The sequence below is a fragment of the Paenibacillus sp. FSL M8-0142 genome (assembly GCF_038597315.1).
Lineage (GTDB): Bacteria > Bacillota > Bacilli > Paenibacillales > Paenibacillaceae > Paenibacillus_AQ > Paenibacillus_AQ lactis.
In genome coordinates this window covers 4,560,065-4,572,563 of sequence record NZ_CP152008.1, presented here as the reverse complement: position 1 = coordinate 4,572,563, position 12,499 = coordinate 4,560,065, and the positions used below count along the sequence as shown (strand labels likewise).

General features: G+C 52.8%; 11 protein-coding genes and 1 other RNA gene. All 12 read left to right on the top strand.

The window, feature by feature from the left end; translation table 11 throughout:
• Positions 1 to 91: 91 nt before the first annotated feature.
• The 12 genes from era (at position 92) to NSQ46_RS21080 (ending at position 12,417) form a co-directional block, all read left to right on the top strand.
• Positions 92 to 994 carry a GTPase Era gene (gene era / locus NSQ46_RS21135; RefSeq protein ID WP_007129417.1) on the top strand — a complete coding sequence of 301 codons (903 nt, stop codon included), beginning with the start codon at positions 92 to 94 and terminating at the stop codon, positions 992 to 994.
• 152 nt (positions 995 to 1,146) lie between these two features.
• Positions 1,147 to 1,287, top strand: a complete 141-nt coding sequence (locus NSQ46_RS21130; RefSeq protein WP_210095260.1) for a YqzL family protein — start codon at positions 1,147 to 1,149, stop codon at positions 1,285 to 1,287.
• Positions 1,288 to 1,323: 36 nt separating this feature from the next.
• A complete protein-coding gene (recO, locus tag NSQ46_RS21125) occupies positions 1,324 to 2,076 on the top strand; it encodes a DNA repair protein RecO (protein WP_340901092.1) in 753 nt (250 codons plus the stop codon).
• Between the two features lie 362 nt (positions 2,077 to 2,438).
• Positions 2,439 to 3,326 (top strand): glycine--tRNA ligase subunit alpha, encoded by an 888-nt coding sequence (gene glyQ / locus NSQ46_RS21120; protein WP_007129420.1) that lies wholly within the window; start codon positions 2,439 to 2,441, stop codon positions 3,324 to 3,326.
• Positions 3,319 to 5,394 carry a glycine--tRNA ligase subunit beta gene (gene glyS / locus NSQ46_RS21115; protein WP_007129421.1) on the top strand — a complete coding sequence of 692 codons (2,076 nt, stop codon included), beginning with the start codon at positions 3,319 to 3,321 and terminating at the stop codon, positions 5,392 to 5,394. The genes glyQ and glyS overlap by 8 nt, the downstream gene beginning before the upstream one ends.
• Before the next feature lie 233 nt (positions 5,395 to 5,627).
• Positions 5,628 to 6,101, top strand: a complete 474-nt coding sequence (locus NSQ46_RS21110) for a YaiI/YqxD family protein (RefSeq protein ID WP_210095278.1) — start codon at positions 5,628 to 5,630, stop codon at positions 6,099 to 6,101.
• A 41-nt stretch (positions 6,102 to 6,142) separates the two neighbouring features.
• A complete protein-coding gene (dnaG, locus tag NSQ46_RS21105; protein WP_342574581.1) occupies positions 6,143 to 7,960 on the top strand; it encodes a DNA primase in 1,818 nt (605 codons plus the stop codon).
• Between the two features lie 41 nt (positions 7,961 to 8,001).
• Entirely contained in the window at positions 8,002 to 9,132 is a 1,131-nt protein-coding gene (gene rpoD / locus NSQ46_RS21100; RefSeq protein ID WP_007129424.1) for an RNA polymerase sigma factor RpoD, read from the top strand.
• Positions 9,133 to 9,501: 369 nt separating this feature from the next.
• Entirely contained in the window at positions 9,502 to 10,263 is a 762-nt protein-coding gene (locus NSQ46_RS21095) for a class I SAM-dependent methyltransferase (protein WP_213614239.1), read from the top strand.
• A complete protein-coding gene (locus NSQ46_RS21090) occupies positions 10,239 to 11,354 on the top strand; it encodes a Nif3-like dinuclear metal center hexameric protein (RefSeq protein ID WP_210095262.1) in 1,116 nt (371 codons plus the stop codon). Before NSQ46_RS21095 ends, NSQ46_RS21090 begins: the two co-directional genes overlap by 25 nt.
• A 164-nt stretch (positions 11,355 to 11,518) precedes the next feature.
• Positions 11,519 to 11,925, top strand: an RNA gene (gene rnpB / locus NSQ46_RS21085) — RNase P RNA component class A.
• A 207-nt stretch (positions 11,926 to 12,132) separates the two neighbouring features.
• The gene (locus tag NSQ46_RS21080; RefSeq protein WP_007129428.1) at positions 12,133 to 12,417 is read left to right on the top strand and encodes a hypothetical protein; all 285 of its coding nucleotides are present in this window, start codon (positions 12,133 to 12,135) and stop codon (positions 12,415 to 12,417) included.
• Positions 12,418 to 12,499: the final 82 nt, after the last annotated feature.

Below are 12,499 nucleotides of genomic sequence, written 5' to 3'. Positions count from 1 at the left end.
CCTTGATGATGGTATCTCGGTGTGGGACGAAAAGAAGCAGCCATAGTCCCATTCGCCTTAAGGTGTTAGTAACGTTAGCTGGAGGAATGGTATGCAGAAAAAACAGTTTAAATCAGGTTTTGTGGCGATCATCGGCAGACCCAATGTAGGGAAATCTACGCTGATGAATCAGGTCATCGGTCAGAAGATTGCCATTATGTCGGATAAACCGCAGACAACAAGAAATAAAATCCACGGGGTGTACACAACGCCGGACTCCCAGGTTGTATTTCTGGATACGCCGGGGATTCACAAGCGTCAATCCAAGCTCGGCGATTACATGAATCAGACGGCGCTCGGCACGCTGGGTGAAGTGGAAGCCGTATTGTTTCTGGTGGACGCATCCGAAGGGATTGGCGGAGGCGACCGCTTTATTGCCGAGCAGCTGAGCAAAATCAAGACCCCGGTCATGCTGGTGATGAACAAGATCGATAAGATCGAGCCGCCGGCGCTGCTGCCGCTTATTGAAGAATACCGGAAGCTCCATGACTTTGCGGAGATCGTTCCGATTTCGGCCAAGCTTGGCAGCAACGTCGACACGCTGCTGGATCAAATCCAGAAATATTTGCCGCCGGGCCCGCAGTATTATCCGGAGGACCAAGTGACGGATCATCCCGAGCAGTTTGTCTGCGCCGAGCTCATCCGGGAGAAAATCCTGCACATGACCCGGGAGGAGGTGCCGCACTCCATCGCCGTCACGATTGAGGATATGCGCAAGGAGGAGAACGGAACCGTCTATATATCCGCCGTCATTTTTGTCGAGCGCGATTCACAGAAGGGCATTATTATCGGGAAGCAGGGCGCCCTGCTCAAGGAAGTCGGCAAGCAGGCCCGCCAGGACATTCAGCGGCTTCTCGGCTCCAAGATTTTCCTGGAGCTATGGGTTAAGGTAAAAAAAGATTGGCGCAACCAGGAGCGTGTTCTTCGTGACCTTGGATTTCACCGCGGGGAGTAATTGACCCGTACCGAAAGAAGCTTTCTGGGGGATTGGTGCCGCCGGTTGCTGCTCAGGCAGCCTGCCAACAATTGCAATTCATAAATCCGCACGGTACGCACATCCTATTTTCGTAGATGCAGACGTCATTTCCGAAGAAAGGATGAATACGAATGCGAAATTTTTCGTGGAAGTATTTTGCGATGACTGGAGATGTCGATGCTTATTTGCTGTATAAAGAAACCGACGGTGAACGGGTTCTTGCAGCTGCATCCGCAGAAGATGAGGCGGCCCAGCATGAAGAGGACGAGTAATTATTGGTTGTTCCAAGAATGGTTGGGGGATAATGCATGCTATATCGGGCGGAAGGAATTGTCATCCGCAGCATGGACTACGGTGAAGGGAACAAAATCATTACGCTTTGCACCAAAGAATCGGGCAAGGTAGGGGTGCTGGTCAGAGGAGCAAAAAAGGTCAAGAGCCGGCATGCTGCTCTGACCCAGCCTTTTACGTATGGGGAGTATGTGTTTTTTCGCAATACGGGGCTTGGAACCCTGAACGCAGGCGAGATTATAGAATCCCATCATGAACTGCGGGAAGATTTGATCAAAGCCGCCTATGCTTCCTATGCCTGCGAGCTCTTGGATCGGGTGCTGCAGGATGAGGAGACGGGGGCTTTTTGGTTCCATCAGCTGAAGGCATGCTTGACCTCCCTTCAAGAAGACAAGGATCCTCAGATTATTATCAATCTCTATGAGATGAAAATCCTGCAGGCGGCAGGGTATGGACCGGAGCTGGAGGTATGCATTTCGTGCAATCAGCCGAGAAACGACGAGGATATGCTGGTCAGCCCGCGTCTCGGAGGAGTTCTATGCCGTTATTGCAAGCATTTGGATCCGCCGGCGATGGCAGTGACGGTCCGGACCTTGAAGCTGCTGCGCCTGTTCGCCAGGCTGGATCTCAGGCGGCTCGGTAATGTGGACGTTAAGGCGGAGACGAAGGACGAGCTCAAGAAGGTAATGAGGGCGTTAATGGATATGCAGCTGGGCCTCCGGCTCAAATCCCAAAACTTCCTGGACCAGATGGACAAATACAACATTTGACGTAAGGTTCGGATTAAGGTATTATATTTATCAGTTTATGAGTTATTGCATATTGACATGCGTTGAACGGGAAAGTAGTGAATGGCCATTCGTTATAGCGAGCCGGCGGCGGTGGGAGTCCGGTACGAAGCATTCATGAACATGGCACCCGGGAGCATTCTTGAAACGATAAAGTGGGTTTAGCTACAGCGCTGCTGCACGGCAGCTGCGGGAAGGCTGGCCAAGTAGGGTGGAACCGCGGGAAGCGACAGCTCTCGTCCCTATGTCTGTACATCAGGCATGGGGCGAGAGCTTTTTTGCGTTGTACAGACTGGATTGTCGGATGTTTTATTATGAAAATGAAAGCAAAGGAGCTAAAAATCATGAATTTCCAACAGATGATTTTGACGCTGCAGCAGTTCTGGGCAGAACAGAATTGTATCATCGTGCAGCCGTATGACACGGAAAAGGGTGCAGGCACCATGAACCCGATGACCTACTTGCGCTCGATCGGTCCGGAGCCGTGGAATGTCGCTTACGTTGAGCCTTCCCGTCGTCCGGCAGACGGCCGTTACGGGGAAAACCCGAACCGGTTGTACCAGCACCATCAGTTTCAGGTCATTCTGAAGCCTTCCCCGGACAATATCCAGGAGCTGTATCTGGAGAGCCTGAAGCGTCTTGGCATTGACCCGCTCGATCACGACATCCGCTTTGTCGAAGATAACTGGGAAGCTCCGACCCTTGGCGCCTGGGGCCTCGGATGGGAAGTGTGGCTCGACGGCATGGAAATTACGCAGTTTACGTATTTCCAGCAGGTCGGGGGCATCGATGCCAATCCCGTTGCGGTTGAGATTACCTACGGCATGGAGCGGCTTGCGTCGTATATTCAAGATAAAGAGAATGTATTCGACCTCGAATGGGTGGACGGCATTACGTATGGCGACGTGTTCCATCAGCCGGAATTTGAGCATTCCAAGTACACGTTTGAAGTGTCGGATGTGAAGATGCTGTTTACGCTGTTCAACATGTATGAAGAGGAAGCCAACAAGGCGATGAATCAACATCTGGTCTTCCCGGCGTACGACTATGTGCTGAAGTGCTCCCATACGTTTAACCTTCTTGACGCCAGAGGAGCGATCAGCGTGACCGAGAGAACAGGCTACATCATGCGCGTGCGCAATCTCGCGCGCCAGGTGGCGGCTACGTATTTGGAGGAACGCGAGAAGCTTGGCTTCCCGTTGATTAAGAAAGGGGGCGCAGAACATGCCTAAGGATTTATTGTTTGAGATCGGGCTGGAGGAAGTCCCGGCAAGATTTCTGCGTGCAGCGATGGAACAGCTGGAGGACCGCCTCGTGAAATGGCTGGAAGCATCCAGAATCGGGCACGGGGAAGTAACCGCCTATGCAACGCCGCGTCGCCTTGCCGTATGGGTCAAGGATGTTGCGGATAAGCAGGAGGATGTCAGCGAGGAGGTTAAAGGACCTTCGCGGAAGATCGCGCTGGACGAGAACGGTCAGTGGAGCAAGGCGGCGCTCGGCTTCGCCCGAAGCCAAGGCGTCGATCCGGAGAGCTTCACCTTTAAGGAGCTTGGAGGCGTCGAGTATATCTACGTCACCAAGAGCAGCGTCGGCGTCGATACCCAGTCGATTCTGTCCGAGGGGCTTCACGGCATACTGACAGCGATGACGTTCCCGAAAAATATGCGCTGGGGTGCGCATGAGTTCAAGTTCGTACGTCCGATCAAATGGATCGTTGCGCTGCTGGGCAGCGAGACGATCACGCTTGAGGTTGCCGGCGTGCAGGCGGGCAATGTCACGAGAGGGCACCGCTTCCTGGGATCTGATGCCGTTATTCCGGAAGCGTCGGCATATCGGGATATCCTTCGCGAACAGCATGTCATCGTGGACGTGAATGAGCGTCAAGAAATGATCGTTTCGCAAATTCAGGCACTCGCCAAAGAGAAGGGCTGGAATATCGCAATCAAGGATGATCTGCTGGAAGAGGTATTGTTCCTTGTTGAGACGCCTACCGTGCTCTACGGAACCTTCGATTCCTCGTTCCTTCATATCCCGCAGGATGTGCTGATCACCTCGATGCGCGAGCATCAGCGCTACTTCCCGGTTTTGGACGACAAGGGGCAGCTGCTTCCTTATTTCGTGACGGTGCGCAACGGCGATTCCCGTTCGCTTGATGTTATTGCCAAAGGGAATGAAAAGGTGCTGCGGGCACGCTTGTCGGATGCGAAGTTTTTCTATGAGGAAGATCAGAAGCTCCAGATCAAGGACGCGCTGTCCAAGCTGGAAAGCATCGTCTTCCATGAGGAGCTCGGAACGATCGGGGACAAGGTGCGCCGCATCCGCCGCATTTCCGATCAGCTGGCCGTCAAGCTTGGAATCGCCGCTGATGCAGCGGATTCCGTCAGCCGCGCCGCCGATATCTGCAAATTCGATCTTGTAACCCAAATGGTGTATGAATTCCCTGAGCTTCAGGGGGTTATGGGCGAGGATTACGCGCGTAAAGCGGGAGAGAAGGAAGAGGTGGCCAAAGCGGTATTCGAGCATTACCAGCCGCGCTTTGCCGGCGATGCCGTTCCTTCGACGCAGGTCGGCTCCATCATAAGCATAGCGGACAAAATCGACACGATTACCGGCTGCTTCTCCATCGGCATCATTCCGACCGGCTCCCAGGATCCATACGCACTGCGCCGCCAGGCGCAAGGCATCGTGCAGATCATTCTGGAGCACAAGCTTCCGATTACCTTGTCCGACGTGTTCGGCATTGCGCTGGACGTTCATGAGAACATCCGGGCGCTCAAACGGTCCGCCGGTGAAATCCGGAAGGATCTCCAGGAATTCTTCGGACTTCGCGTGAAGAAGCTGCTGTCCGAGAACCAGCGGTATGACGTTGTCGATGCGGTGATTTCGGCCGGCTTCGATTCCGTGGTATCCGTTGTGAACCGGGGACAGGCGCTGATGCATGCGGTTGAGTCCGCCGAGGACTTCAAGACGACGGTGGAATCCTTGAACCGCGTCAGCAACCTTGCGGCCAAGGCAGGGAAAGCTGCGGTGAACCGGGAGCTGTTCACGGAGTCTGCGGAAGGCGAGCTTTATGAAGCCTGGCAGGCGATCCGGAGCGATTACGAAGCGGCACTGGATGCTGCGGACGGCGAACGCGCATTGTCCTTGCTCAGTGGACTGAAGGCGCCGATTACCGGCTTCTTTGACTCCGTCATGGTCATGGCCGAGGACGAATCGGTGCGGGCTAACCGCCTTGCACTGCTCTCCGGCATCGATGGGGATTTGAAGCGGTACGCCGATTTTTCAAAATTAGTGTGGTAAGCGTAGTGACATGATGATTTTGCAAATGTTATAATGGTTTGTTCAGCGAAAGCGACAGCCCGTGTCAAGGCACAGGATGGCGCTTTCGCTGTGAGTAAGAATCAATGGCCGTACAGTAAGGCAGACTGCAGCTCATTGTTTTTTGGGAAGCAGGATTTTAATCGGTTCAAGACGTATATAATAGTAAACAGCACAGGATGGTTCCAAGAGTACAGGAAAAGCCGGTGATATCAATGATTGAAGGTTCCTCCTGCCGGATCGTGGTTGACGGCGACGCCTGTCCCGTCAAGAAGGAAATCGCAGAAACTGCCCGTACATTCCATGTGCCGGTGCTGCTCGTTTCTTCCTATGATCATATGCAGCAGGCCGAGGAAGGCGTCGTGACGATTCAAGTGGACCGGAGCGACCAAAGCGCTGATCTCTATATTGCGAACCATATATCGAAAGGGGATATCGTGGTCACCCAGGACTATGGTTTGGCTGCGCTGGCGTTAGCGAAATCCTGCTATGTCATCTCGTTCCGCGGCCGGATATTCCGCAATTCCGATATCGATTTCATGCTGGATTCGCGCCACCATCAAGCCAAAGCAAGAAGGCAGGGGAAGTACGGCAAAGGACCGAAAAAGCTGCTTGACGAAGACCGGGTTTTTTTTCAACATAAACTGACAAAACTTTTGCTTGAATTGCAGGAGAATGTCCACCCGTAGCGAATACTATTTACGTGCCAAATGAGATGAAGGTGGTTTGGATGAGTACCGGACAAGGCAATATTCCGGATGATGTCATTGAGGCGGTGCTGGCCAAAAGCGATATCGTGGATACGGTCAGCAAATACGTGCATCTTACGAAACAGGGGAAGTATTTAAAGGGCCTGTGCCCTTTTCATTCGGAAAAGACCCCATCCTTTACGGTTACACCGGAACGCCAAATCTTCTACTGCTATGGCTGCGGCAAGGGCGGTAACGCCATTAAATTCAGAATGGAAATCGAAGGATTTTCCTTCCCCGAAGCCGTAAGAACCATGGCCGAAGAGAACGATATCTCGTTACCGGAAGGTCAAGGGGTTCCCGTAATTCCTCGCAATCCGGAGAAAGAACGTTTACTTGAAGCTTATGAGCTGAGCGCCAAGCTGTATCATTTTCTGCTGAAGAATACGGAGCATGGCACCGAGGCGATGAAGTACTTACGGTCCCGCGGCATGAGCGACAAGATGATCGATCAGTTTCAGATCGGCTATGCGCCGGATCGCTGGGATACGCTGGTTCAATTTCTTACCAAGCGGTCATTTGACCTGAAAGAGATGGAGAAGGGCGGTTTGTTGTCCGCAAGACATGAACAGGAAGGCTATCTCGACCGGTTTCGGGGACGTATCATGTTTCCGATCCATGACCGCAGCGGCAAAGTGATTGCGTTCGCCGGAAGGATCCTCGGGGATGGTCAGCCGAAGTACTTGAATTCCCCGGAAACTCTTTTGTTTAACAAAAGCCGTACGTTGTACAACCTGCACCAGGCGAAGACATCCATACGCAAATTGCGTCAGATCCTATTATTCGAAGGTTACGGTGATGTGATCTCGTCTTGGGAGGCTGGACTTCAGAACGGCGTGGCAACGATGGGCACGTCCCTTACGGAAAATCAAGTAGCGATTATGAAATCCATGGCCGAAGAGGTTGTTGTCATCTATGACGGCGACAGGGCCGGTATGGCAGCCGCGATGAAGGTCATCCCGATGCTGGAGGGCGCCGGACTTCGGGTGAAGATTGCGCTTGTCAGCGAAGGCCTGGATCCGGATGAATACATCCGCAAATTCGGTGCCGAGCGATTCAGGCATGTAGTGGAAACAGCTGTTTCAACCACAAGATTTAAACTTATATATCTGAAGAAAAACCATATACTGCTAGAAGAAGATGGCAAGATCGCGTATACGAAAGAAGCGCTGCCGATTATCGCCGCACTTCATTCCTCAACCGAGCGGGAAGTATATTTGAGAGAATTATCCTCGGAGCTGAACCTTTCCTACGAGAGCCTTAAGCAGGATTGCAATTTGCTCAGGCAGTCCATGCAAAAAAAGAGGGGCGATGGGGATAATAAGGAAAAAAGGTGGAATAATGGTAGGCATATTAACGGGCGTCAGCCCGCCCCGGCGCTGCTGCCTGCCTATCATGCGGCTGAACGGCGGCTGCTGTCGCTGATGCTGCAGGATGCGGAAGCCGCGCGATACGTAGGCGAACGGCTGGGAGAAGCGTTTAATATCGAAGATCATGCGGCGATAGCTGTTTATCTATATGCTTATTATGCACAAGGCAAATCTCCGGATATTAGCCGTTTCATGTCATCTCTCCATGATGATCGTCTGGAAAAGACCGTCAGCTCCATTATGATGATGGAGGCACCCGCGGAGTGGAATGTTCAAGTGCTTGACGACTGCATCCGGGAGGTACTGAAATATCCGCAGCAGCGAGAGATCGAGCAGAAGAAGGAAGAAATGATGAAAGCAGAGCGCTCGGGAGATTTTTTGCGGGCCGCACAAATTGCAAGTGAGATTATCGCCCTAGAAAGACAATGATGTCCGCACATTGCTGCTTCTAGGGAGGAGGGAGTCGAAAAATGGCGAATGATCAGCATACTGAACTAGAAACGGAATTTACGCTGGATCAAGTCAAAGATCAATTGATTGAGCAGGGTAAAAAGAGATCCGTATTAAGCTATAAAGATATTATGGAGAAACTGTCGCCATTCGATCAGGATACGGAGCAGATGGAGGAGTTCTACGAGCAGCTTGCCGACCTCGGCATCGATGTGGTGAACGAAAGCGACGATGAGGTCAGCCACCGGGCATCGGAAGATCACGAATCCCATGACAATGAGGATTTCGGCTTCGATGACGATTTGTCGCTGCCGCCGGGCATCAAAATCAACGATCCGGTGAGAATGTATTTGAAAGAAATCGGACGTGTACCGCTCTTGTCCGCGGACGACGAGATTGAGCTTGCGAACCGGATCGAGCAAGGGGATGAGGAGGCCAAGCGCCGTCTGGCCGAGGCGAATCTGCGGCTGGTTGTCAGCATCGCGAAGCGGTATGTCGGTCGCGGCATGCTGTTCTTGGATCTGATCCAGGAAGGCAATATGGGCCTTATTAAAGCGGTGGAGAAGTTCGATTACAAAAAAGGCTTTAAATTCAGTACGTATGCCACATGGTGGATCCGGCAGGCCATTACGCGCGCGATTGCCGACCAAGCCCGTACGATCCGGATTCCGGTGCATATGGTTGAGACGATCAATAAGCTGATCCGTGTATCCAGACAGCTGCTGCAGGAGCTGGGTCGCGAGCCATCGCCGGAAGAAATCGCGGCAGAGATGGAGCTTAGCGTGGAGAAGGTTCGGGAAATTATGAAGATCGCCCAGGAACCGGTGTCCTTGGAAACGCCGATCGGCGAAGAGGACGATTCCCATCTCGGCGATTTTATCGAGGATCAGGAGGCTCTCGCTCCAGCTGATGCCGCAGCATACGAGCTTCTTAAGGAACAGCTTGAAGACGTGCTCGATACGCTGACGGAGCGGGAAGAGAACGTGCTTCGTCTCCGGTTCGGCCTTGACGACGGGCGCACAAGAACGCTTGAAGAAGTAGGCAAAGTGTTCGGCGTTACGCGTGAACGGATCCGGCAGATTGAGGCCAAGGCGCTTCGGAAGCTTCGTCATCCGAGCCGCAGCAAGCGGCTGAAGGATTTTCTCGAATAGAGTGATCAAGGGACCTTCTGCATTTTCCGGCAGCAAGGTCTTTTTTTCTGAGATGAAGGTACGCTGCTTACAAGCTCTGGGCAATTGGATATTAGAGTTCCATCGCAATGCGGTCTGCCGCCGGAAGGCTTGTTTTCCTTGGTTCTGGAATTTCTGCCTGTATTTGTTGTATCGGTCTTTATTTTATCTCTTTTCCAAGATCAATGCAAATGATGGACGAGCCCTAAACCTGAGAATAGCATCACTTCCAAATGGCGATGGAATGAATGGATGGTCCCAATATCCAGAGTGGATTTGCAGTTTATCATGCGGTCTGTTACGTTAAAATGTAGTGTCGCATGCAACTATAATGGATGTAGGAGTGTCATCGTGAAATTATCAAAAAGGTTACAGCTAATCCTGGACCAAATCCCCCAAGGCAGCCGGCTGGCCGATATAGGGTCTGACCATGCGCTGCTGCCGGTTGCAGCCGTAGAATGCGGCGCAGCCGTCCAAGCGATTGCAGGCGAAGTGAATCAGGGCCCGTTCGAGGCTGCCGCAAAGCAGGTGAAGGAATCCGGGATGGAGGACTGCATTCAGGTCCGGAGAGGAGACGGTCTTGAAGTCCTGTCCGCAGGCGAAGCGGATGTCATTACGATTGCAGGCATGGGCGGGAGTCTAATCGCTGCGATTCTGGATCGGGGCAACGGCAAGCTTGAAGGGGTGCGCCGGCTCGTATTGCAGCCGAACGTCGGTGAGGATATTTTGCGCAAATGGCTGCTTGCCCATGAGTGGGTGCTGATCGACGAGTTTATTCTGGAGGAAGACGGGAAGATTTATGAGGTGCTTGTGGCCGAGCCCGAGCGACCGGGGGGCCCCGTGACGAATGAGGAAATATACTCGCAGCGAGCCATTGCCGGAAAGGTTTCCCTATCCGCCGAATGGCTGCTGCGCATGGGGCCGTGGTTAATCCGGGATGCAGGCACCGTGTTCCATGATAAATGGAAATCGGAGATCGGGAAGATGAATCAAATTCTGAAGTCGCTGTCGCGCTCGGATCTGGATACGGCTAAAGGCAAGGCGGCGGAGATTCGGGCGGATATCGAGTTTATCGAGGAGGTGCTGGCATGCTTGCCAAAGGACAAACCGTAATACAATATATGGAGCAGCTTGCTCCGAAGCATGTGGCTGAGCCGGAGGACCGGATCGGACTTCAGCTCGGTACCCTTCAGAAGGAAATCCGTACAGTGCTGGTTGCGCTGGATGTCAATGATGAAGTGGTTGACGAGGCGATTCGCCTTGGAGCCGATTTGATTATTGCCCATCACGCCATTATCTACCGGCCGCTGAAGCAGCTTCAGACCGACACGCCGATGGGCAAGGTGTACGAGAAGCTGATCAAGCATGATATTGCCGTCTACGTCAGCCATACGAATCTTGACGTAACCGAAGGCGGGATGAACGACTGGATGGCCGAAGCGCTCGGAATCGAGAATACTTCGCCGATTCATGATCTGCATAATGAGCAGCTGTCCAAGCTGGTAGTATTCGTGCCGAAGAGCCATCACGAGGAAGTGCTGAACGCCGTGCTGGACGCCGGTGCGGGCTGGATCGGAAACTACAGCCATTGCAGCTTTAACATTGAAGGATTCGGTACGTTTATCCCGAGAGAAGGAAGCAACCCGTATCAAGGCAAAGCCGGCAAGATGGAACGGGCCGAGGAAGTGCGGATCGAGACGATCGTGCCGCATACGATCCGGAACAAAGTCATCCAGGCGATGCTTAAGGCCCATCCGTACGAGGAAGTTGCCTACGATCTGTATTCCATGGATCTTAAGGGACGGTCGCTGGGACTCGGACGGGTCGGCAAGCTGAAGGAGCCGCTGACGCTGGCGGAGATGGCCGAAGTCGTCAAGGAGAAGCTGGACGTTCCGAACGTCCGGGTCGTGGGCGATCTGAACCGGACGCTCCGCAAGGCGGCGGTCATCGGAGGCTCCGGGGGGCGCTTCTATCCCCAAGCGTTGTTCCGGGGCGCCGATGTGCTCGTAACGGGGGACATTGATTACCATACGGCACAGGACGCGCTTGCCGCCGGCCTAACCCTAATTGATCCAGGACATAATGCCGAGAAAATCATGAAGGGCAAGGTCGCCGAATGGATGCAGCAGAAGCTGCAGGAGAACAAGTATGATACCAAGGTCGTCGCTTCGTCGGTCAACACGGAGCCGTTTCAATTTATGTAAGCTTAGGTTTATCGGCCGTTATCAAGGTAGGAGATGGCACAAGGCGGGCGGCTGATATTCTGGCATGATCATGACGGCTGCTCTGGTAATTTCATCATCGACTGCTAATGTTTTAAGGGTTGTGCATGGATATAAATCAAGATATAATATGTAATGTTGTCCGGAAAGTTTGACAGACAATCGCTGGCGGCGAAAAGCCGCGAGAGGAAAGTCCGGGCTCCATAGGGCAGGGTGCTGGATAACGTCCAGTCAGCGCGAGCTGAAGGATAGTGCCACAGAAATGGACCGCCGATGGCTGTGGATTCACAGCACAGGCAAGGGTGGAACCGAGGTGTAAGAGACCCCGAGGAACGCTGGTGACTTCGTTCCTGGTAAACCCCACCTGGAGCAAGACCTAATGGGACGCGAGTCTCCCTTGAGGAGACAGCCTTTGCCCGAGGCGCGTCTGGGTTGGTCGCTTGAGCCGGTTAGTAATAATCGGCCTAGATAGATGATTGTCGCTTATAGTGGCAGGGTAGTTCCCGAGATGACCACGAAGAGCACAGAACCCGGCTTACGGAAAACTTTCCAAACTGAACAACCGTTATTTTCATATGTAAACCAACCGTATAAACGCGCATAATCTTTCGCTTCCCTTCGGGACGCAGAGAGCATGCGCGTTTTTTCATGTTCGGGATATTTTTTTCGATAACATTTGCCTGTAAAGGACAGTCGTCCATACCATAATGTCCTTCTGTTAATAAGCTATAATCATCAACGGAAAGGAGATGCGAAAATTATGTCATGTCATCACCATGGACCATGTCCTGAAGTTTCGCCAATCGTATGCGACCCGATCGTCATCGTAAGAGATCATTATGTTCCGCAAATTGTCCCTGTCATCCATCCGATTAAAGTGGTGGACAAAATTCATTGCTGCCCTGTCGAGAAGCATATTTATACGTATTCGCAGGAAGTTGAGGACGGCGTTTACGGCGGCGGTGCCGGTGTCAGAAACGTTGCCGTTTCCGGCAAGTCGTCCAAGAAGCGCTCCGAACGCGCCCGCTCTCGCCGCAAGAGATAACTTAATCCCGCGCCTTGGAGAGCTGTCTAACTACTGACTGAGCAGTTCACCTGCCGTATATAAGAAATTGACCCGCAAGGAA

Bases quoted from the DNA above. Each gene is read 5' to 3' on its own strand.
- era (WP_007129417.1), top strand. From the start codon at position 92: ATGCAGAAAAAACAGTTTAAATCAGGTTTTGTGGCGATCATCGGCAGA.
- NSQ46_RS21130 (WP_210095260.1), top strand. From the start codon at position 1,147: ATGCGAAATTTTTCGTGGAAGTATTTTGCGATGACTGGAGATGTCGAT.
- recO (WP_340901092.1), top strand. From the start codon at position 1,324: ATGCTATATCGGGCGGAAGGAATTGTCATCCGCAGCATGGACTACGGT.
- glyQ (WP_007129420.1), top strand. From the start codon at position 2,439: ATGAATTTCCAACAGATGATTTTGACGCTGCAGCAGTTCTGGGCAGAA.
- glyS (WP_007129421.1), top strand. From the start codon at position 3,319: ATGCCTAAGGATTTATTGTTTGAGATCGGGCTGGAGGAAGTCCCGGCA.
- NSQ46_RS21110 (WP_210095278.1), top strand. From the start codon at position 5,628: ATGATTGAAGGTTCCTCCTGCCGGATCGTGGTTGACGGCGACGCCTGT.
- dnaG (WP_342574581.1), top strand. From the start codon at position 6,143: ATGAGTACCGGACAAGGCAATATTCCGGATGATGTCATTGAGGCGGTG.
- rpoD (WP_007129424.1), top strand. From the start codon at position 8,002: ATGGCGAATGATCAGCATACTGAACTAGAAACGGAATTTACGCTGGAT.
- NSQ46_RS21090 (WP_210095262.1), top strand. From the start codon at position 10,239: ATGCTTGCCAAAGGACAAACCGTAATACAATATATGGAGCAGCTTGCT.
- NSQ46_RS21080 (WP_007129428.1), top strand. From the start codon at position 12,133: ATGTCATGTCATCACCATGGACCATGTCCTGAAGTTTCGCCAATCGTA.